Genomic DNA, 20082 nt, shown 5'->3' with positions numbered 1-20082 from the left:
GGTGGGGAGTGGCCGCGGCCCTGCTGGCGAACACCCTGTACAGCCTGGGCTTCGTGCTGGAGAAACGGGCGCTCACCGCCCTGCCCGAGGTGACGATCCGGCAGCCGGTCCGGCTGCTGCGCCTCGTCGTCGGCAGCCCTCTGTGGATCGGCGGGTCCCTCGCCCTCGCGGCCGGTTTCGCCGCGCAGCTCGTCGTCTACCGCACCCTGCCGATCGCCGCCGCGCAGGGCATCTTCGTCTCCGGCCTGGTGCTGCTCGTGCTGCTGTCGGCGCGGCTGCTCGGGGAGGAGACGTCCGGCCGGGAGCGGTACGCGCTGGGCGCGATCCTGCTGGCGCTGCTGATGGTGGTGCTGTCGCTGCGGGAGGGAGCGGACACCGTCAGCCAGGACGCGCCCTACCCGCTGGTCCTGCTGGTGTGCGTGCCGTCGCTGGCGGCCGGGGTGTGGCTGTACGGCTCCGCCGAGCGGCGCACCCGCAACCGGCACCGGCGCCCGACGACCGGCGTCGAGTACGGCGTGGCGGTGGGCCTGCTGTACGGGGTCAGCTCGCTGGCCATCAAGGGCGTCTCCGGCCATCTGACGACCGACGGGATCGGCGGTGCCGTCCTGGACCTGCTGGGCTCCCCGTACCCCTATCTCCTGGCGTTCACCGGTGTGTTCGGCCTGGTGATGTCGCAGGCGGCACTGCAGCGCTGCCGGGCCTCGCTGATCGTGCCGGTGTGCACGACCGTGACGTCCCTGTTCACGGCGGTGCTCGGCACGCTGTCGTTCGGCGAGGCCCTGCCGGAGCAGCCGCTGCGGCTCGCGCTGCGGGTGGCGGGCACGGCCCTGGCGGTGGCCGTGCTGCTGACCATGCCGAAGCACGACGCTTCTCCCCAACCCTCCCCACCCGCCAAGGAGCTGACCTCACCGTGAAGCCCGACGACCCGCTGCTGAAGATCCTGGCGTGCCCGATCGACAAGGGCCCGCTGCATCTGCTGGCCGAGGAGGCCGGGCGGGAGGAGGCGCTGTACAACCCGCGCCTGCACCGCCGTTACCCGATCACCGACGGCATTCCGCAACTGCTGCCGTCCTCGGGCGAGCAGGTGCCGGACGACGAGCACGAGGAACTCCTCAAGAGGATGGCCCGGTGACCAGCCTGGCGGCCCGCGTCGCCCCCCTGCTGCCCACCCGCCTGGTGGCCGCGACGGCCCGGGCGCTGTACCCCCGGTTCGAACCGGAGCTGGCCCGGCTCGCCGAGCTGTGCCCGCCGGGCTGCGGCACGGCGGTGGACGTCGGCGGCTGGTACGGGCCCTGGACGCACCGGCTGTCCGGACTCGCCGAACAGGTCGTGACCATCGAGCCGGTGCCCCATCTGGCGCGGCTGCTGGCCGCCGCCGCCCCGCCGAACGTCCGGGTGATCCGCGCGGCGGCCTCGGACCGGCCGGGCATCGCCCGGCTGTGGCTGCCGCCGGACGACTCGGGCGACCGGGGCGTGTCCTCGCTGGTCCGCCGCGACATCCACGGCCGCGCGCTGGACGTGCACTGCGTCACGCTGGACGAGCTGGGGCTGCGCGAGGTCGGCTTCATCAAGATCGACGTGGACGGCAACGAGCCCGCGGTGCTGCGCGGAGCGACGGGTCTGCTGGCCCGTGACCGGCCGGCCCTGTTCGTGGAACTGGAGTCCCGCATCCAGCCGATCGCGCCGGTGGTGACCTACCTGTCCCTGCTCGGCTACGACGGCTGGGTCCTGCCCGGCGACACGTGGGTGCCGCTGGCGAAGTTCCCGCTGGAGAACCACCAGGCGGACGCCTCCTACGTCGTCTCCCACGGCCTGCTCCGCCGTGTCCTGCCCTCCCCGCTCCTGCGGGGCCCGCGCTACGTCAACTCCGTGCTGTTCCTGCCCGACGGCCGCCGCCCCGGCGGGGCCCCGGTGGGCGACGATGGGTCCCATGCCCTCCGGAAAGCACCCCGCTAGCCCCTTCACCCCGCTCGACTTCCAGCTGGTGCTGCTGCGCCGCATGGCCGACCACAACCCCGGGCTGGTGGAGGACGCCCGCCATGAGCTGGGCGTGTCGATCGCGGACATGCGCGAGGCGAACAAGCGCTGGCAGGCGATGGTCCGCTCGCCGCGCTCCCGGGCACCCCTCTCCCGCTACCGCCAGGTGCTGGGAGAGCCTGAGTCACACACGCCGCGCCGGATCGGCGACCTCGACTGCGAGGCCTGGCTGTGGCCGGTGCCGCTCTGGCCCTCCCTGCGCTTCGAGGTGCTGACCGCCCCGAACCGCGCGGTGTGGAACGAGTGGCTGGTCCGCGCCCCGGGTGCGACGGGTCCGCAGCTGCGCACCCTGGACGACCTCACCCCCTGGTCCTGCACGGTCGACGAGGCGGCCCGGGCCTTCGCCCCGGCCCGTCCCCTGGAGGGCACGACTCCGACCAGGTGGGGTCTGGCGTTCACCGCGCCGGACGCGCAGGGGGTGCGGCGGGAGGCGGTCGCGGAGTTCACCTGGGGTCTGGTGCAGCGGGTGTCGGCCACCGGCGCTCAGGGCTGAGGGGCCTCGACCCGGTCGAGGGCCGGGAGGAACTGGTCGTAGAAGGCGGTCTTGAGGTGCAGGGCCCGTTCCTCGGTCTCCCGGAAGGCGTCGGCGGAGCCGCCCTGCCGCGTGAGCAGGTCGCTGATCCGGGTGGCCAGGCGGTCGGAGTGGGTGGCCGACAGCAGGGAGACGGCGGTGAGGGGGTGGGCCTTGGCGTGGACGTAGTGCGGGTATTGAAGCGCTCTCCCGGCTGAAGCCGGGAGATTCCCTCCTACCTTGCGGTGGCGGGCTTGACGCCGCGGGGGCGCCTGACGACTGCCCTTCCGGCAGCCGGGACGAGCGCGTGGCCCATCCGGTACAGGTGCCAGACGTTCCGTGCGGCGTTGTGGTCGGCGTTGCCGGACCATCGTGCCGCTCCAGAGCGGACAGGAGGCGGTGGGTCAGAAAGCTCCCCAGCTGCACGACCAGACTGATGGTGGCCAGGAACACGAACCCGAAGCCCAGAGCGAGAAGTACGGCGGTCGACGTTGCCACACGGGAAAGCTGACAGCCACCGCTCATTTCAACTGCTCTTACTGCGAACGGCCGTCCCCGGTACGCACCTCCACGCGAGGACCGCCGCGGCCAGATAGGCGAGCGCGCCGATGCCCATGCTGGTCCGGATCCCGGCCCCGTAGTTCGCGGCCGAGGCGAGCAGACTGCCGCCGAGCGCGACGCCGGTGGCGCTGCCGACCTGGCGGGTGGTGTTGAACAGGGCGGAGGCGGCTCCCGAGTAGGCCGGGGGCGCGGCGCCCATGACGGTGGCGGTCGAGCCGGTGAGGGCGAAGGACGTGCCGAATCCGGCCGCCATCATCGGGAGCACCAGGAGCCCGTAGGCCGGGTCGGGGCCCGCCGCGGCCCAGCCGGCCAGCCCCAGAGCGGCCAGGAGCATGCCGAAGACGACCAGGGGGCGGTCACCGGTACGGCGGGACAGCCGGCCGGACAGGACCGAGGCGAACATGGTCATGGCCACCGCCGGGAACAGCGCGAGGCCGGTGCCGAGGGCGCTGTAGCCGCGCTGGTGCTGGAACTCCAGGCTGGCGGTGAACACCATGCCGTAGAAGCCGAAGTTGAACAGCAGGCCGATCACGGCCCCGCCGCTCATGGTGCGGGAGCGCAGCAGACCCAGCGGAAGGGCCGGGGACCGGGCCAGCCGCTCGCGCAGGGCGAAGGCCGCGGCGGCCAGGACGGCCAGACCGAGCCCGGCGAGGACGGCCGGGTCGGACCAGCCGCGCCGCCCGGCCTCGTTCAGGGCCGCGGTCAGCAGGGCCACCGCCGCGACCACCGCGACCTGCGCCGGCCGGTCCAGGGCCCGGTCGGCGCGCCGGGGCGAGCGGGCCACGTGCCGCAGGGTGAGCGCCAGGCAGGCCGCGCCGACGGGCAGGTTGATGAGGAACACCCAGCGCCAGCCCACTGTGGAGACGAGCAGCCCGCCCAGCAGCGGCCCGGCGGAGGCCGCGATGCCCGCCATCGAGCCCCACAGCCCGAAGGCCCGCGAGCGTGCGTCCGGCCGCGGGTAGGACTGCTGGAGCAGGGCGAGCGAGCCCGGCACGATCAGTGCCGCACCCAGCCCCTCCACCAGCCTGGCCACCACCAGGAAGGAGGCACCGGGCGCGAGCGCGCAGGCCGCGGAGGACGCGGTGAACACCGCCACGCCCCAACAGAAGACCCGCCGGTTGCCCAGCCGGTCCCCCAGCGCCCCGCCGGTCAGCAGGAACCCGGCGAAGACCAGGGTGTACCCGTCGGTGATCCACTGGACGCCGGTGAGCGAGGCCGACAGTTCCCGCCCGATCACCGGCACGGCGACGTTGATGACCGTCACGTCGAGGATCACCATGAAGTACCCGGCGCACACCGCCAGCAGCGGTGCCCAGGACCGTCGCTCGGAGGGCATGGCCCTACCACTACACCAAAAGCCGCATCACGGGACGTCAGGGGACGTACCGCGCGCCGTGCTCAGCCGGCGGCGGCCAGCACCGCCCGCACGACCCTCGGCAGCGAGTCAGGGTGCAGACCCAGGAACAGGTTCGGCTCGATCAGCTCCAGCTCCATCACGCACGGCTCGCCGTCCGGTCCGGTGACGAGGTCCACCCGCGCGTACAGCAGCTCCGCGTCCCCCGGTACGGCGGCCAGTGCCCGCTCGGCGACGGCCAGTTCGTCCGCGGTCGGCTCCCAGGGGCGGAGGTCGGGGTGGGCGACCTTGTCGGCGTCGTACGGCGTGCCCGGCGCGAGCACGGCGCCCTTGACGCTGGCGTGCAGCAGACGCCCGCCGAAGAACTGCAGGGCCCGCTCGCCGTGCGTGTCGATGCCGCTCAGATACGGCTGCACCATGACGGTGAACCCCTCGGCGTGCATGCGCTCGATCTGCCGTACGGCGGCCTCCCGCTCCCCGGCCGGGTAGCGGGCGGCGTACCGGGCACCTGCCCCGGAGGCGGGCTTCACGACGTACTCGCCGTCGGCGGGCAGGGCGACGGGGTCACCGGGCGCGAAGTACCGGGTGGGCACGGCGGGCACTCCGGCCTCGGCGAGCTGCCCGAGGTAGCGCTTGTCGGCGTTCCACCGCACGACACCGACCGGGTTGGCGAGCCGCGTCGTCTTCGCGCACCGCTCGGCCCACGCCGTGAACTCCCCGGCGCGCCAGCTGTAGTCCCACGTGGAGCGCAGGAGGGCGAGGTCGAACCCGGCCCAGTCCACGCCCGGGTCGTCCCAGGCGACGGCCACGGCATCGGCCCCGGCTTCCCGCAGCGCGTCCACCAGCACCGGCAGGTCCCGGTCCTTGTGCTGCTCGGCGCGGGGGTCGTAGGTGACGACGGCGATGCGCGGGGTGCCGGCCACGGCGACTGCCTCCTCGTACGGACGATGTACGGACGACGTACGGACGATCGACCCGATGTCCGTCGCAGGCTAACAATCCCGCCCGGAACCGCGACACCCCGTTTGACCTTCACCTTCGGTGAAGCCCCAGCATCGGTGGCTGGCGGAACGGACGAGCGCGCAGGACGCGAGGACCGCGGGGGGACGTATGGCCATGCTCACGATCGGCGCGTTCGCGAAGGCGAGCCGGCTCTCGCCGAAGGCACTGCGCCTGTACGACGAGCTGGACCTGCTGCGGCCCGCCCGTGTGGACCCGGACACCGGATACCGGTACTACGCGGCCGCACAGCTGGAGCGGGCCCGGCTGGTGGCGTGGCTGCGGCGGCTGGGCATGCCGCTGGCCGAGATCCGCCGGGTGTGCCTCCTGCACGATCGCGACCCGTCGGCCGCCGCCCGCGAGATCCGTGCCTTCTGGGCGCGCGTCGAGGCGGAGACGGCGGTCCGGCGGGACCTCGCCGCGTTCCTGGTCGATCACCTGACGACGGGCCCGGACGGGCCCGGGAAGGACACCGCCATGCTGGAACTGCGCTACTCCGCCCACTCGGACACCGGCCGCGTGCGCCCCGCCAACCAGGACACCGCCTACGCGGGCACCCGGCTGCTCGCCGTGGCCGACGGCTTCGGACCGGCGGGCGCACCCGCGAGCAGTGCGGCCGTGGAGGCGCTGCGCTTTCTGGACACCGACGAGGTCCCCGCCGGTGGTGTCCTCGACATCCTGGAGGACGCGGTACGGGGCGCCGAACAGGCCGTGCGGGACGTCGCGGACGGCTCCGGCGACGTCGGCACGACCCTGACGGCCCTGCTGTGGACGGGCTCGCGGCTGGCGCTGGTGCACATCGGCGACTCCCGCGCGTATCTGCTGCGCGACGGCGAACTGTTCCGCATCACCCACGACCACACGATGGTCCAGTCGATGGTCGACGAGGGCAGGCTGACGCCCGAGGAAGCGGCCTCGCACCCGCAGCGCGCCCTGCTCCTGAAGGCCCTCACCAGCGGGTCCCCGGCGGCTCCGGACCTCCGTCTGCACGACGCCCGCCCCGGCGACCGGTATCTGCTGTGCTCGGACGGCCTGTCGGGCGTCGTCCCCGACACCCGCGTCCGGCAACTCCTCGCCACGCCCGCCTCCCCCGACGAGACGGTGCGGGCCCTGGTCGAGGCGGCGAACACGGCGGGCGGCCCGGACAACGTCAGCTGTGTGGTGGCGGACGTGGTGGAGGCATGACCCGGACGGCGTAGGACCACGGGCCTGCACCGGCACTCGCTCCATCGGCGCCCTGGCCCCGGTCTTCGCCTCCTCCGTGGGGATCATGGGCGCCCGTTCCCGGCCGGCGGCGCACTCGATCTCGCCGCCGCACCCGACGTCGACCGTGAACGTTTCTTCCGGCAGCTGATGGTGTACGGAGGGATCGTGGTCGCCCTCGTCCCGGCGGCGGCCTGGCTGGTGATGGTCGTCCCCGGCTGGGGACAGCCGCACCGATGACCCGTGAACAGGCAAACAGCTAAGGAGATGTGCCGCGTGACCTCCCTTTTCCCGGCCCTGACCAGCGGTTCCGCCGACGCGCCCGCCCTGCGGTTCGGCGAGCGCTCCCTGACCTACGGCGAGCTCGCCGCCGCGGCCGGTGCGACCGCGGAACGCGTCGGGGACGCCCGCCGGGTCGCCGTCTGGGCGACGCCCACCATGGAGACCGCCGTCGCCGTCGTCGCCGCGCTGCTGGCCGGGGTCCCCGCCGTACCGCTCAACCCCAAGTCCGGCGAGAAGGAACTCGGGCACATCCTGGCCGACAGCGCCCCCGACCTGGTGCTCACGGCGCCCGACGACCAACTCCCGGCTCCCGTACGGGATCTGCCCCGCGTCGATGTCGACGTCCGCGGCTCCGGCCCCGCCCCCGAGGAGCGGGCCGACGACGACGCCCCGGCCCTGATCGTCTACACCTCCGGCACCACCGGCCCGCCCAAGGGCGCCGTCCTGCCGCGCCGGGCCGTCGCGAGGACCCTGGACGCCCTGGCGGACGCCTGGCAGTGGACCGGCGACGACGTGCTCGTCCACGGACTGCCGCTGTTCCACGTGCACGGTCTGGTCCTGGGCATCCTCGGCCCGTTGCGGCGCGGTGGGTCGGTGCGCCACCTGGGCCGCTTCACCACCCAGGGCGTGGCCCGCGAGCTGAACGCCGGCGCGACCATGCTGTTCGGCGTGCCGACGATGTACCACCGCATCGCAGAGGCCGTGACGAGCGACCCGGACCTGGTGAAGGCGCTGACCGGGGCCCGGCTGCTGGTCTCCGGTTCCGCGGCGCTGCCGGTGCACGACCACGGCCGGATCGCGACCGCGACCGGGCGGCGGGTGATCGAGCGGTACGGCATGACGGAGACGCTGATGAACACCAGCGTCCGCGCCGACGGCGAGGCCCGCCCGGGCACGGTCGGCGTGCCCCTGCCGGGTGTGGAGCTGCGGCTGGCCGAGGAGGACGGCTCGGAGGTCACCGCGTACGACGGGGAGACGGTGGGCGAGATCCAGGTGCGCGGGCCGAACCTGTTCACCGAGTACCTCAACCGCCCCGACGCCACCGCCGCCGCCTTCACCGCCGACGGCTTCTTCCGCACCGGCGACATGGCGGTGCGCGACCCCGACGGCTACGTCCGGATCGTCGGCCGCAAGGCCACCGACCTGATCAAGAGCGGCGGTTACAAGATCGGGGCCGGTGAGATCGAGAACGCGCTCCTGGAACACCCGGGGGTGCGGGAGGCGGCCGTCACCGGGGAACCGGACGCCGACCTGGGCGAGCGGATCGTGGCATGGATCGTGCCCGCGGATCCCCAGTCGCCGCCCGGGCTGGATGAGCTGGCGGACCATGTGGCGGGGCGGCTCGCGCCGCACAAGCGGCCGAGGGTCGTGCACCACCTCGACGCACTGCCCCGCAACGACATGGGGAAGATCATGAAGCGGGCGCTGGCCCATGACTGAGCTCCGCTCCGCCCGCGAGGTCGTCACCGCCCTCGCCGACGACGCCACCTTCGCCGAACTCCCCGCCCCGTCACGGAACTCCAAGACCGACGGCCCGCTCGGCTGGCCGGGCTACGACGCCTCCCGTGCCCGTGCCGCCGAGCGCACCGGCGAGCAGGAGTCCGTGGTCTGCGGCACCGCCCGCGTGGGCGGCACCCGGGCCGTGCTGATCGCGTTCGAGTTCGGCTTCCTCGGCGGCTCCCTGGGCGAGCGCACCGGCGACCGGCTGGAGGCGGCGTACGCCTACGCCCGGGAACGCCGCTTCCCGGTGGTGCCGCTGGTGGCGACGGGCGGCAGCCGCATGCAGGAGGGCATGCTCGCGCTGACTCAACTCCAGCGGGTGGCCCGCCAGTCGGCGCTCACGCGGGCGGCCTCCCTCGCGCAGATCGCGGTCCTGCGCGACCCGACGACCGGGGGCGGCTGGGCCACCCTGGGCGCGGGGGCCGACGTGACGCTCGCGCTGCCCGGCGCCCAGGTGGGATTCGCCGGCTCCCGGGTACGGCCGGCGGACGCGGACCCGGCGGCGTACACGGCGCAGGCGCAGGTCGCGGCGGGCGCGGCGGACGCGGTCGTAGGACCGGAGGAGCTCCGCGAGACGCTGGGGCGGTGGCTGCGGCTGCTGACGTGCCCGTCCACCACGCCCGCCCCGCCGCCCGAACCGCTCGGCGGGTCCACGGTTTTGCCCACGACGGGCTGGGACGCCGTCCGCCGCGCGCGTTCGCCCCGACGGCCGCGGGCCGCCGCCTACCTGGACGCCTACTTCACCGACCGGGTCGCGATCAGCGGCGACCGCTGCGGCGGCACGGACCCGGACGGCATGCTGTGCGGCTTCGGCACGCACGAGGGCCGTACGGTCGCGTACGCCGCGCAGACCGGGACCGCGACCTGTCCCGCCGGCTACCGCACCGCCGCCCGGCTGATCCGCCTCGCCGACCGGCTCGGCATCCCGGTGCTGACGCTGGTGGACACTCCGGGCGCGGCCAATGACGCGGAGGCGGAGCGGCAGGGCGTGGGCGCGGCGATCGCCGACCTGTTCGGGGTGGTCGCGGGCGCCCGCACCCCGATGACCACACTGGTGATCGGCGAGGGCGGCTCCGGCGGCGCCCTGGCCCTGGCGGCCCCCGGCAACACCTGGGCCACCCCCGACAGCTACTTCTCCGTGATCGCGCCGGAACTCGCGGCGGCCATCCTCAAACGACCCGCGCGTGAAGTGGAGTCGACGGCGGACCAGCTGCGCATCCGGCCGCAGGACCTGGTGGAACTGGGGGTGATCCGGGGGACCGTCGGTCAGTGGGATCGGTGAATGCCCCCTGCGCCATCGCGTACCTTCCGTCACAATGGTGCTGCCCAGCGCAATCGAACGACGGGGGTGTCGTGGACGGGTTGGTCGAATTCAGGACCGGTGACGGGGCCGTGGTCGCGGTCGAGGCCGTGGAGGAGCGGTCCGGTTCCCGCCTGGTCTCCCGCGGCGACGGCACGGTCCAGGCGGCCCGCACGTTCGAGGGCGCCCTGGACGGGGTGCGGGCGGCGGCCGAGTCGGCGCTGCGCGTCTTCCGGGACGGCTCACTGAGGCCCGACGGTGTGGAGATCGAGTTCGGGGTGAAACTGGCCGCCGAGACGGGCGCGTTCATCGCGAAGGGCACCGCCGAGGGGCATCTGGTGGTCAAGCTGACGTGGTCCCCGTCCGCCCCGGAGGCCGGCGCCGCCTCATGAACAACGCCGTGAACAGCGCACCGGCGAGCGCTCTGCACAGCGCCGAGTGGCACGCCCGGGTCGAGTTACGGGGCCGGGTGGCCGGAGCGGGTTTCCTGGTCACCCCGAGCACGGTGCTGACGTGCGCCCATGTCGTGGGTGACGGCGAGGACCTGGCGGTGACCTTCACCGAGCGGCCCGGCAGCCCACCCGTCCCCGCCCGGGTCGTCGCGCACGGCGGCTGGGGCGGCGGCGTCACCGACCCCGGTGACCTGGCCGTACTGGAACTGGACCGGGAGATGCCGATCGCCCCGGCGGCCCTGGCCCCGGTCGCCGCGGCGCACGGCGCGGCGGCCCGCAAGCTGGTCGTCTACGGGTTCCCCGCCGGCTTCGACGAGGGCACCCTGGCCGAATGCCGCGTCACCGCACCGCAGTTGATCAGACGCGAGTGGCTCCAGCTGGAGTCCTGGCACCAGGGCGGGCAGCCCCTGGCCCCCGGCTTCAGCGGGGCCGCGGTCACCCTGGCGGACAGCGGCGAGGTCGTCGGCATGGTCACGGCGGACTCCGGCAGCGGGCAGGTGCGTACCGGCCGGATGATGCCCACCCAGGTCATGGCGCGCTACTGGCGGGGCCTGCAGAGCCTGGTCCCCACCTCCGACCACACCAGCGCCGACCGGGCCCGGCTGCGTGCCCTGGTCGAGAAGGCGGCCCGCGCGGGCGTCGACTGCGACCCGGTGCGGCTGTACACGGCGGCGGCCGACCTGTTCGATCCCCCGCCGCCCGAGGAGGGGTTCGACTCGCTGTGGTCGGCGGCCCTGTTCGTGCTGTGCGAACTCGACGGCCCCGGCGCCGCCCGGACCGTCGCCCGGTTCGCCGACCGGCTTCAGGCGCTGCTGCACACCCCGGCCGGGGAACCCCCGGCGCGGGAGGTGCCCGAGTGGTCGCCCATCCTGGTCGAGCTCGGGCACAGCGGAGCGGGCGACGGCCTGGTCCGCGTCGAGGTGTCCGCGTACAGCGGGGGACGGCGGCACCCGGTCGAGTCCGGCACGGTCGAGCAGCACCGGCTGCACGCCTATGTGCAGGAGGGGATCGAGGCGGCCTTCCGGTATCTGACGCCAGGTGCGGACGAGTTGGTCGCGTTCGCACTGCCCCGGGACTGGCTGGACTGGCCGGTCGACCGCTGGGGCAGCGCCCCGGACGACGACACGCCGCTCGGCTGCGTCTACCCGCTGGTCGTCACCGACCACGCCCGGCGCAAGGCCAGCACCCGGCACGTGCTGACCCGGGCGTGGAAGCGCCTCGACTCCTGGCCGGGCGCGCGGATGCACCGGGTGGAGTGCGGCGGTCCGCAGGAGCCCGGGCGGCTGCGGTTGCGGCTGCGGCAGCACGACGCCTGTCTCGCCGGGTTCGGCCCCGCCCCGTCCGCCGTCCGCACCCGGCCCCACTTCGACATCTCGCTCGCCGCACCGGCCCCGGTGATCGTGTGGTCGCGGGGCGGCTGCGGCTCCGGACAGGAGGAGTGCGCCGGAACGGACGGCTGCACCGGCAAGGCGTTCCTCGACGCGCTCGACGCGCACGTCATGGCCGTACCGCCCGCCGAACTCCCCCGCCACGTCCTCGCCCTGCGCGAGGAGGCCCTCGCGGAGGAGGACCACTGGGCGCGCGGCATTCAGCTGCTCTGGGACGACCCACGGGTCTTCGCCGACCCGCACGCCGTCGCCGCGGCGCACACGAGGTCGCCGGTGGCCTGACCCCGCGCGACACCCCTGCCCCACCCACACGCGACACCCCTGCCCACCCCGCTGCGACTCACCGAGAGACACCCGCACGAAAACGGAGAGCGGAGACCACTCCCCATGCCGCACTGGTCCGTCTACACCGGCCGCGACGAGCCGCACGACGGCATCGACGACCTGCCCGCCCCGCCGCCCTGGCGTGCCTTCGACGGCGGGCCCGCCCTGCCGCCGCCGCACGACGGCGACGACGCGACGGCCGTCTCCCCCGACCGCGTGCACCGGGCGAAGTCGTACGTCGCCACCGAGGAGAGCGTCCGGCTCGTCAACGCCGCGCTCTGCCTGCGCCGCCCCCTGCTCGTCACCGGCCCGCCCGGCACCGGCAAGTCGTCCCTGGCCTACGCGGTGGCGCGCGAGCTGCGGCTCGGCCCGGTGCTGCGCTGGAACATCACCAGCCGCAGCTCGCTGTCCGACGGCCTCTACCAGTACGACCCGCTGTCCCGGCTGTACGCGGCCCGGGAAGGGCAGGACGGACCGGGCGATGTCGAGGACCACCTGCGCCTCGGCCCGCTCGGCACGGCCCTGCTCCCCTACGAGCGGCCCCGCGCGCTGCTCGTCGACGAGATCGACAAGAGCGACCTCGACCTGCCGAACGACCTGCTGAACGTCCTGGAGGAGGGCCAGTACGAGATCCCGGAACTGGTCCGGGCCGCCCGGCACTCCGGCGACGGCACCGCCGAGGTCCTCGCCGACGGCACGGACACCCCGGTCGCCGTCCGCCGCGGCCGGGTCCGCTGCCGGGCCTTTCCGTTCGTCGTGCTGACCAGCAACGGGGAGCGCGAGTTCCCGCCCGCGTTCCTGCGCCGCTGCGTCCGGCTGAAGCTGCGACGCCCCGGCCGCGACCAGCTCACCCACATCGTCCGGGCCCATCTCGACACGCCGCACGGTGACGCGGACCGCCTGATCACCCGCTTCCTGGAGCGGGCCTCCGGCGGCGAACTGGCCACCGACCAGTTGCTGAACGCCCTCTACCTCACGGGAGTGGCGGGGCTGGACGCCGAGTCCCGCGACGACCTCGCCGAGCAGCTGATGCCGTACCTCAGCGCGACGGCCGACGGCGATGGCCTCTGACGCCGGACCCGGGCCGTCCCCGGTCGCCCGGCTGGCGGCGGCACTGTCGGCGGCGGGCGCCGCGCCGACACCGCGGGAGATCGCCGAACTCGTGTGGCTGGCCAGCCAGTTGGAGCCGCCGGCCGGAGATTCGGAGACCGGCCCGCCGGTCGCTCCGAAGGCTCCTGTCACCGAGGGCGCGCCCTGCTCCGAGACCGGCCGGCCGGTCGCTCCCGAGCCGCCCGCCGCCGGTGACGAGGCGCCCGGCCCCGCCGAGCAGGCCCCCGCTGCCCCCGTACCCGCCGTGCCCCCCGACCGGGCCACCGCCGATCGCGTCCCCCTCCGGCTGCCCGCCCCCCGCTCCCCGGACCGCCCGCACCACCGCCCCGGTGGCGGATCGCCGCTCCTCGCGCCCGCGCCCCCGATGCTGCCCCATCCCCTCTCGCTGCAGCGCGCTCTGCGTCCGCTGCAGCGCAAGGTGCCCTCCCCGCATCTGCGCCTGCTGGACGAGCGGGCGACGGCCGACCGGATCGCGCGGCTCGGCGCCCACCCGGGCGTGTGGTTCCCCGTGCTGCGCCCGGCCCCCGACCGCTGGCTGCGCCTGAACCTCGTGCACGACACCGGCCCCACCATGCCGGTCTGGCGGCCCCTGGTGAGCGAACTGCACACGGCGTTCGCCCAGTCGGGCATCTTCCGCACGGTCACCCTGCACCCGGCCACGGCCGACGGGAGGGCCCGTCAGGTCCCCGTCCTCGACGACGGCCGCACGGTCACCCTCGTCGTCAGCGACTGCATGGGCCCGCAATGGCGGCCGGGCGAGGCGGGCGAGCGCTGGTACCGCACCCTGCGGCGCTGGGCCCACCGCATGCCGCTCGCCGTGGTCCAGCCGCTCCCCGAACACCTCTGGGCCACCACGGCGTTGCCCGCCGAGCCCGGGCTGCTGACGGCCCCGTCCAGCGCCGCCCCGTCGGCAACGCTCGCGTTCGCCCCGTACGACGCCTCACCCTCCCCGTACGGCGCCTCGCCACTCCCGGACCCGGCCATCCCGCTACCGGTCCTGGAACCGGGCGCCCCCTGGCTCGCCCACTGGGCCGCCCTGCTCGCCGACCCGGGCGGCGCCCGGACACCCGGCGCGGCGGCCTGGCTGCCGCCCGCTCCGGTGCCCCCCGCCGATCCCACCCCCGAGATCACCACCGCCTCCGCCGAGGACCTGGTCCTGCGCTTTCGTGCGACCGCGTCCCCGGAGGCCTTCCGCCTCGCCGGGCACCTCGCGCTGGCGGTCCCCTCGATCCCGGTGATGCGGCTCGTCCAGCGCACCCTGGACCGCGACCCGCGCCCCCAGCACCTTGCCGAGGTGATCCTCAGCGGCATGCTCACCTCCGTTCCCGGCCCGCCCGGCTCCTACGCGTTCCGGCCCGGCGTGCGGGAGTTGCTGCTGCGCTCCCTGCCGCGCACGGCCCGCGGCCGGACACAGGAGTTCCTCGAACGGATCGGGAGCCTGATCGACGAGCGCGCGGGGTTCGCGGCCGGGGAGTTCCGGGCCGAGGCGGGCGGTGGACCGGGCGAGTCGGGCGCGGCGTTCGCGACGGTCAGCGAGGAGACCGTACGGCGGCTGGGCGGGGAGGACCTGTTCGCCGGGCGGTACCGGCTGGTGGCGCGGCGCGGGTGGAACGGCCGGGTGTGCGAGGCCGTCGACGTGGACACGGGCGGGCGGGTGATCGTCCGGCAGTACCGCGAGCAGTCTTCTCCGCACGAGCGCTTCCTGAGGGAGGCGCGCGCGTTGGCCGGGGTCGATGATCCGCATGTGGTGCGGGTGCTCGACTTCGGGGTGGAGGGTGACACTCCGTATCTGGTGACGGAGTTCGTGGACGGTCTCACGGTGTCCGAAGTGCTGTCGGGCATCTCCTTCCGGACGTTCGCCCGTCTCGTGTGCCAGGGCATGGCCGGGCTCGAGGCCCTGCACACGCACGCGCTGGTGCGGGGCGAGCGCGGCCCCGACGGCCTGCTGCTGCGGCCCGACGGCACCGTGCTGCTGAGCCGGTTCGCCCTGGGCGAGGAGTCCCGGGGCAAGGGCCCCGAGTCGGACGTCGCCGAGTTCCGTTGGCTGCTGCGGCAGTTGGCGCCGGGCGCGGGGATTCCCGCCGAGCACCAGGAGCTGCTCGATCTGATCGATCAGCACCGGTTGCCCGAGGCTGCCCGCTACGCGGCCCGGCTGCCCGCCACGGACCCCTGGCCGCCGTCGCGTTCCTTCACCCTGCTCGGACCGCTGGGCATCGGCGACGGAGCGCGGGACGTCACGCCACCCTCGCCGATGGCGCAGGCGCTGCTGTGCATGCTCCTCCTGCGGCCCGGGCGGCGCGTGTCCCACGAGGAGCTGGCCCGCGGCCTGTGGGAGGAGCCCCTGACGGAGAGCGTGGCCGCTCACCGCCTGAAGGGGCTGGCCGCGGAGGTGCGCCAGGTGCTTCCCCCCGACCGGCTCGTCTCCTTCTCGCGCTCGTACGCCCTGCACGTGCCCGACGTCCACGTCGACGTGTGGCGCTTCGAGGAACTCCTCGCGGACGACACCGGCGACCCCCGGGACGCCCTCGGCCTCTGGTACGGCGACCCCCTCGACGGCGTCCCGGGCCCCGCCGCCGCGGCCACCCGGGACCGCCTGCGCGCCCTCAGGGCGGACCTGGAGTCCGGGCCGGCGGCCGGCGGCCCCACGGTCCTCTTCGAGGCCGACGACCTCACCGGCCACCCCGAGGCCCGCATCACCCTCGAGTACGCGGTGCACGAGATGCTGGCCCGGGGCGCGCTCGCCCCCCACCGGTTCGACGTACGCGTGCGCGCCGGCGGCTACGACGTCCACACCCGGCCCGGCACCTACCTCCTGCCCGTCCTGGTCGCCGTCCTGCGCGGCCTGCCCGAGGTCCTCGACGGGCTCGTGGACCCGCCGCCCCTGACCGTCACGTTCTGGGACCGGCCCGTCCCGCCGCCCGAGCCACCGCCCGTGCCCGCCGACATCCGGGTGATCGTCTCCCCGGCCGTCTACGAGCAGTTCGCCGCCAGCTCGGCCGCCCAGGGCCCGCAGCGCTTCCAGCCCCTCTACCAGGACGGCGCCACGGACACCCCGCCCGTGGCCTGGTACTGCCCGCTGTCCCCCGCCACGGCCCCCGAACCCGAGGCCCGCGATCTGGTGCAGGGCCCCTTCATCACGCGCGACCTGCGCCGGCTCGGCATACCGGCCCCGGGCCGCACGGCCGTCGTCCACACCCGGCCCGACGGCCCGCTGACCCTCCTCGACCCCGCCCGGCCGTACGACGCCCGGGCGCCGCGGCTCGTGACGTACTACGAGGTCGACCTCACCACGCACCAGGCCCACCACCGGGTGTCCCTGCCGAGCAGTGGCAAGGGCGCGTTCACCGCCGCGGTCGAGCTGTCCTGGCATGTGGAGGACCCGGTCGCCTTCGTGCGTGCCGAGGTCGGCCGGGTGTCCGAGCCGCTGCTCGCTCATCTGCTGGAGGAGGCGGCCCGGATCACCCGTCGGCATCCGCTGCGCCGGGCGGGCGCAGCCCAGCGCGCGGTCAACGCCGGGCTGCGCCACTGGCCGGTTCCCGGGCTGTCGGTGACGGCATCGGTGCAACTGGACCGGGAGGGCGCGGCCCTGCCCGGCCCGCAGGGGCCCGCTCCCGCGTCGCGTCCGCTGCCCCGGCTCCTCGGCGAGGCCGAGACGGTCCTGCTCGGCTTCGACGGCCCGATGGCCCGCCTGTTCTCGGCGAGCAGCGGGCGCGAGGCCGTGCTGGACCTGCTCGCCCTCGTCGACGAGCACCGCGACCCTCGGCACGCCCTGCCCGACGCGGTGCGGAAGACGTTCGCCCATCCGCTGGACGTGCTCCGGGCCTTCGCGCACGACCCGCTCGGGCCCCTGCTGCGGGAGCGTCTGGACGCCATCGAACTCCAGGCGGTGCCGGACGCGCCGGCGACGCACAACTCCGCGCCCCTGGTCCGCACCCTGCACGCCTCCGGCCGCACCGTCTGTGTGATCACGGACGTCTGCGCCGAGGCCGTACCCCGCTATCTGCGGCCCTACGGCACCCTGCCCCTGGCCGGCGTCCACGGGCGCGCCGAGGACCTGGGGCTGCTCACCCCGCACCCGGACTGCATGCTGCGCGCCCTGGAGGCCTGCGACGGGTCGGCCGTGACGGGCCTGGTGATCGGTTCCACGGTCGCCGAGCTCGCGGCCGCCCAGCGGGCCGGGCTGCGCTTCGTCGGCCTCGCCCGGAACACCACCACCGACCGGCAGCTGCGCGAGGCCGGCTGCGAGACCACCGTGACGTCCCTCGCACCGCTGCTGGAGGCCGCGCATTCCCTGTGACCGGAGGCCGAACCCCCCGTTCGGCGGCGCCCCGCCCGGCCCCCCAGGAAAGGCGGCCCGGTCCCCTCCCGCGCACGATGCGAAGGAGGCCCGCCATCCCGGCGGACCCACGTCTGCGAGGCCCGCCACCTGGCGGCCTCCCACGGTCTGTGCTCTCGGGAGGACCTGCCATGACCGCCAGTCTGGAGCAGTTGCGCCGCTGCCACTTCGCCGTCGACCTGGGGGCGGCCCGCACACGCGTCTACGTCAAGGGCGCCGGTCTCGTCGTCGACCAGCCGTCCGCCGCGGCCGTGAACACCCGCACCGGCGCGCTGATCGCGGTCGGCGAGCTCGCGGAGAAGATGACGGGCCGCACCCCGCACTACATCCGGGTGGTCCGGCCGGTCTCCGGCGGCACCGTCGTCGACATCGAGATGGCGCAACGCATGCTGCGGCACCTGCTCGGCGACAAGATGCGCCGCGGCCTGCGCCGCAAGCCGATCCTGCGCGCAGCGGCCTGCACCCCGCACGACGCCGACCCGCTGGCTCAGCGCGCCGCGATCGAGACGCTCGTCGGGCTGGGCGCGCGCCGGGTGGAACTGGTCGACACGCTCATCGCCGCGGCCGTCGGCTGCGGGCTGCCCGTGGAGCAGCCCGAAGCGACCATGATCATGGTGTGCGGGGCGGCGGCCACGCAGGTGGCCGTGCTGTCCCTCGGCTCGATCGTGACCGCCGAGCGGATCCCGGTGGGCGGCGAGGCCGTCGACCACGCGATCGTGCAGCACCTGCGTCACGAGCACGAGCTGATGCTGCCGAGCCAGTCGGTCCGGCCGTTGCAGCTGGCCCTGTCCGGCAACGGCCTCACCCCGCAGGGCCCGGCCTCCACGGAGATCCACGGCCGGGACGTCGCCACGGGCCTGGCCCGTTCCGTCCAGGTCGACACCGCGGCCGTCCGGGAGGCCATCCAGACGCCGCTCACCGCGATCCTGGACGGCATCGGCAAGGTGCTGCGGGACTGCCCGCCCGACCTGGTCGCCGACCTCGCCGACCGGGGGATCATGATGGTCGGCGGCAGCGCCCTGCTGCCGGGCCTGGACCAGATGCTGCGGCAGGCCACCGGCATGCCGGTGCACATCGCCGAGCGCCCGGACGTGTGCGCCGTGCAGGGACTCGGCGCGATGCTGGAGGGCAGGATCGCACCGCTGGCGCTGGACCCGCTGGGCACCTGAGCGCCGGCCACCGAGCCGAGGACCTGAACGCCGACCACCGAGTGCCGGCGCCGGGTGCCCGAGCGCCCACCACCGAGTGCCGCCGCCGGGTGCCCGAGCGCCGGCCGCCGGGTCAGCGGGCGAACCAGCAGCGCACGGTCGTCCCGCTGTCGCTCCGGTGCACCCGTACCAGGTCGGCGATCAGGTTGACCAGCAGGATCCCGCGCCCGCCGCGCTGGTCGCGGGGTACGGGGCGGCGTCCGGCCAGGACGTCCGCGAGGTGCCCGTCGTCGTGGACCTCGCACACCACGTACCCGTCCTCGGACCACACCCGCAGCACACCCGAACCGCCGCCGTGCACCACGCTGTTGGTGGTGAGCTCGGCCGTGGCGAGGGCCAGGTCGTCGAGCTTCACGCCGACGAGGCCGAGCCGCGCGCCCTCCCCGACGGCCAGGTGCCGGGCGTGAGGGAGGGAGTCGGAGTCGAAGGCGAACATCAGCGCCTCCGGCACGGGCGGCAGCGCCTCGTTGTAGCGGGCGACCACGTCCTCGGGAGCGTACGCCGCGCTGTCCTGCTCCGCCCGGGAGCCGGGGTGGATGACGGTGGGGTGGGTGGCGTAGGCGTCGGTGACCATGTGCTCGGGCAGCTGCGCCACGTCGTACGGGCACAAGATCGTCGCGGCCCGGCCCTGGAAGGCGGCGTTGATGAGCGCCTCGTGCTGGGCGCAGGCCGGGTACTCGACGCCGGACCGGCCCGCCCAGATGGGCTCGCCGATGATCCGTACCCGGCGGCCGGCGGGCTGGGCGTCGGCGAAGGCGCGCAGCACGCCCGGGATGATGCGCCCGGGGTTGCGTCCGGCCTCGCGCATGTCCAGCAGTCGCACGCTCTCGGCGGCGTCCCCCAGCGCGTCCCTGATCAGGGCGAGGTTCTTGCCGGGCACGGCGACGGCCACCGGCTCCCCGGCGTCCAGGCCGTCGCGTACGAAGGGCAGGGTGCCGTCGAGGTACTCCTGCTCGTCCCGGTAGAAGAGCGCGGGGTGGGCGAAGGGGTCGAGGGGTCCGAAGGGCTCGGTGACAGCGGTGGTCATGACGTCGACACCTCGATCCCCCTCTGTCCGGGCCACAGCAGGTCCAACGTCCGCCGCAGGGCCGCCGGCGGCCGGCGCACCACGAAGCGCCGGCCGTCCCGGAGCCTCCCGGCGGCGGCCGCGAGGGCACCGGCACCCGCGACGTCGACGAACGTCACGTCGGACAGCTCCAGGTAGTACACGTCCTCACCTTCGCGAACAGCCTCTTCCAGCACGCCTTCCCAGATCGCACGCGTCGTCAGGCCGACCTCCCCCGCCGCCCGGACACCTTGCCGCCCGGCCAGCGGGAACACCGCCAGGCCCGGCGCGGGGCCGGCCGCCGAGAGCTGATGTCGAGTCTCCAAGGCCCTCTCCCCACGTTTGCGGACCACAGCGCTGATACCCGCACGGCAGCAGCTCATTCCCCGAGAAGGAGTGTAGTAAGCCGCACGGCGGGCAGGCGCAGCTCACACGGACGTCCACGGGGGCGAGCGACGTCGTGCAGTCCGGC

Annotated in this window: 16 protein-coding genes and 2 pseudogenes; 13 read left to right on the top strand and 5 right to left on the bottom strand. The window is 74.7% G+C overall.

The genetic code is table 11. The annotated features are described in order from the left end of the window. Positions 1-8 precede the first annotated feature (8 nt). The 4 genes from FDO69_RS17480 to FDO69_RS17465 are packed head-to-tail and all read left to right on the top strand — an operon-like array spanning position 9 to position 2530. A complete protein-coding gene (locus FDO69_RS17480) occupies positions 9-914 on the top strand; it encodes a hypothetical protein (protein WP_104780839.1) in 906 nt (301 codons plus the stop codon). Further along, positions 911-1132: a Trm112 family protein gene (locus FDO69_RS17475; protein WP_104780743.1), complete on the top strand. Its 222-nt coding sequence runs from the start codon at positions 911-913 to the stop codon at positions 1130-1132. The genes FDO69_RS17480 and FDO69_RS17475 overlap by 4 nt, the downstream gene beginning before the upstream one ends. Further along, on the top strand, positions 1129-1956 hold the full coding sequence (locus FDO69_RS17470) for an FkbM family methyltransferase (protein ID WP_104780742.1): 828 nt from the start codon (positions 1129-1131) through the stop codon (positions 1954-1956). Before FDO69_RS17475 ends, FDO69_RS17470 begins: the two co-directional genes overlap by 4 nt. Continuing rightward, positions 1922-2530, top strand: a complete 609-nt coding sequence (locus FDO69_RS17465; protein WP_104780741.1) for a hypothetical protein — start codon at positions 1922-1924, stop codon at positions 2528-2530. The genes FDO69_RS17470 and FDO69_RS17465 overlap by 35 nt, the downstream gene beginning before the upstream one ends. 253 nt (positions 2531-2783) lie before the next feature. On the opposite strand, the pseudogene FDO69_RS41990 reads toward FDO69_RS17465, so the two are convergent. The 3 genes and pseudogenes from FDO69_RS41990 to FDO69_RS17450 all read right to left on the bottom strand — a co-directional run. Next, positions 2784-2918: pseudogene (locus FDO69_RS41990) on the bottom strand (RNA-guided endonuclease TnpB family protein); the annotation flags it as partial. Positions 2919-3074: 156 nt separating this feature from the next. Continuing rightward, complete coding sequence (locus tag FDO69_RS17455) at positions 3075-4445, bottom strand: MFS transporter (RefSeq protein ID WP_104780740.1); 1371 nt, start codon at positions 4443-4445, stop codon at positions 3075-3077. 62 nt (positions 4446-4507) lie between these two features. Beyond that, on the bottom strand, positions 4508-5386 hold the full coding sequence (locus FDO69_RS17450; RefSeq protein ID WP_104780739.1) for an ATP-grasp domain-containing protein: 879 nt from the start codon (positions 5384-5386) through the stop codon (positions 4508-4510). A gap of 187 nt (positions 5387-5573) precedes the next feature. Here FDO69_RS17450 and FDO69_RS17445 point away from each other — a divergent pair, with 187 nt between their 5' ends. From FDO69_RS17445 to FDO69_RS17400, 9 genes and pseudogenes are all read left to right on the top strand, one after another. After that, positions 5574-6647, top strand: coding sequence for a MerR family transcriptional regulator (locus FDO69_RS17445; protein WP_104780738.1), 1074 nt, complete (start codon positions 5574-5576; stop codon positions 6645-6647). A gap of 93 nt (positions 6648-6740) precedes the next feature. Further along, positions 6741-6905, top strand: a pseudogene (locus tag FDO69_RS43230) (SLC13 family permease); the annotation flags it as partial. 36 nt (positions 6906-6941) lie between these two features. Further along, positions 6942-8387, top strand: coding sequence for an acyl-CoA synthetase (locus tag FDO69_RS17435; protein WP_104780737.1), 1446 nt, complete (start codon positions 6942-6944; stop codon positions 8385-8387). Next, positions 8380-9729, top strand: coding sequence for a carboxyl transferase domain-containing protein (locus tag FDO69_RS17430; protein ID WP_104780736.1), 1350 nt, complete (start codon positions 8380-8382; stop codon positions 9727-9729). Before FDO69_RS17435 ends, FDO69_RS17430 begins: the two co-directional genes overlap by 8 nt. A gap of 71 nt (positions 9730-9800) precedes the next feature. After that, positions 9801-10139, top strand: a complete 339-nt coding sequence (locus FDO69_RS17425; RefSeq protein ID WP_167526628.1) for a CU044_2847 family protein — start codon at positions 9801-9803, stop codon at positions 10137-10139. After that, positions 10136-11869 carry a VMAP-C domain-containing protein gene (locus FDO69_RS17420; RefSeq protein ID WP_167526627.1) on the top strand — a complete coding sequence of 578 codons (1734 nt, stop codon included), beginning with the start codon at positions 10136-10138 and terminating at the stop codon, positions 11867-11869. The genes FDO69_RS17425 and FDO69_RS17420 overlap by 4 nt, the downstream gene beginning before the upstream one ends. 105 nt (positions 11870-11974) lie before the next feature. Next, positions 11975-12982, top strand: coding sequence for an AAA family ATPase (locus FDO69_RS17415; protein WP_104780735.1), 1008 nt, complete (start codon positions 11975-11977; stop codon positions 12980-12982). Beyond that, positions 12972-17318: an SAV_2336 N-terminal domain-related protein gene (locus FDO69_RS41615; RefSeq protein ID WP_199838292.1), complete on the top strand. Its 4347-nt coding sequence runs from the start codon at positions 12972-12974 to the stop codon at positions 17316-17318. Before FDO69_RS17415 ends, FDO69_RS41615 begins: the two co-directional genes overlap by 11 nt. 170 nt (positions 17319-17488) lie before the next feature. After that, complete coding sequence (locus FDO69_RS17400) at positions 17489-18526, top strand: rod shape-determining protein (protein WP_104780734.1); 1038 nt, start codon at positions 17489-17491, stop codon at positions 18524-18526. Between the two features lie 112 nt (positions 18527-18638). Here the strand turns inward: FDO69_RS17400 and FDO69_RS17395 are convergent, their stop codons facing one another. Together FDO69_RS17395 and FDO69_RS17390 are read right to left on the bottom strand one after the other, a co-directional pair. Continuing rightward, positions 18639-19592: an anti-sigma factor RsbA family regulatory protein gene (locus tag FDO69_RS17395; RefSeq protein ID WP_104780733.1), complete on the bottom strand. Its 954-nt coding sequence runs from the start codon at positions 19590-19592 to the stop codon at positions 18639-18641. Further along, positions 19589-19936, bottom strand: a complete 348-nt coding sequence (locus FDO69_RS17390) for an STAS domain-containing protein (RefSeq protein ID WP_104780836.1) — start codon at positions 19934-19936, stop codon at positions 19589-19591. Before FDO69_RS17390 ends, FDO69_RS17395 begins: the two co-directional genes overlap by 4 nt. Positions 19937-20082 lie beyond the last annotated feature (146 nt).

The sequence above is a fragment of the Streptomyces tibetensis genome, assembly GCF_007655005.1.
Classification (GTDB): domain Bacteria; phylum Actinomycetota; class Actinomycetes; order Streptomycetales; family Streptomycetaceae; genus Streptomyces; species Streptomyces tibetensis.
Note: the sequence above shows the minus strand (reverse complement) of the source record. Positions and strands in the feature narration are given on the sequence as shown.

Bases quoted from the DNA above. Each gene is read 5' to 3' on its own strand.
- FDO69_RS17430 (WP_104780736.1), top strand. From the start codon at position 8,380: ATGACTGAGCTCCGCTCCGCCCGCGAGGTCGTCACCGCCCTCGCCGAC.
- FDO69_RS17415 (WP_104780735.1), top strand. From the start codon at position 11,975: ATGCCGCACTGGTCCGTCTACACCGGCCGCGACGAGCCGCACGACGGC.
- FDO69_RS17455 (WP_104780740.1), bottom strand. From the start codon at position 4,445: ATGCCCTCCGAGCGACGGTCCTGGGCACCGCTGCTGGCGGTGTGCGCC.
- FDO69_RS17400 (WP_104780734.1), top strand. From the start codon at position 17,489: ATGACCGCCAGTCTGGAGCAGTTGCGCCGCTGCCACTTCGCCGTCGAC.
- FDO69_RS17445 (WP_104780738.1), top strand. From the start codon at position 5,574: ATGGCCATGCTCACGATCGGCGCGTTCGCGAAGGCGAGCCGGCTCTCG.
- FDO69_RS17465 (WP_104780741.1), top strand. From the start codon at position 1,922: ATGGGTCCCATGCCCTCCGGAAAGCACCCCGCTAGCCCCTTCACCCCG.
- FDO69_RS41615 (WP_199838292.1), top strand. From the start codon at position 12,972: ATGGCCTCTGACGCCGGACCCGGGCCGTCCCCGGTCGCCCGGCTGGCG.
- FDO69_RS17420 (WP_167526627.1), top strand. From the start codon at position 10,136: ATGAACAACGCCGTGAACAGCGCACCGGCGAGCGCTCTGCACAGCGCC.
- FDO69_RS17395 (WP_104780733.1), bottom strand. From the start codon at position 19,592: ATGACCACCGCTGTCACCGAGCCCTTCGGACCCCTCGACCCCTTCGCC.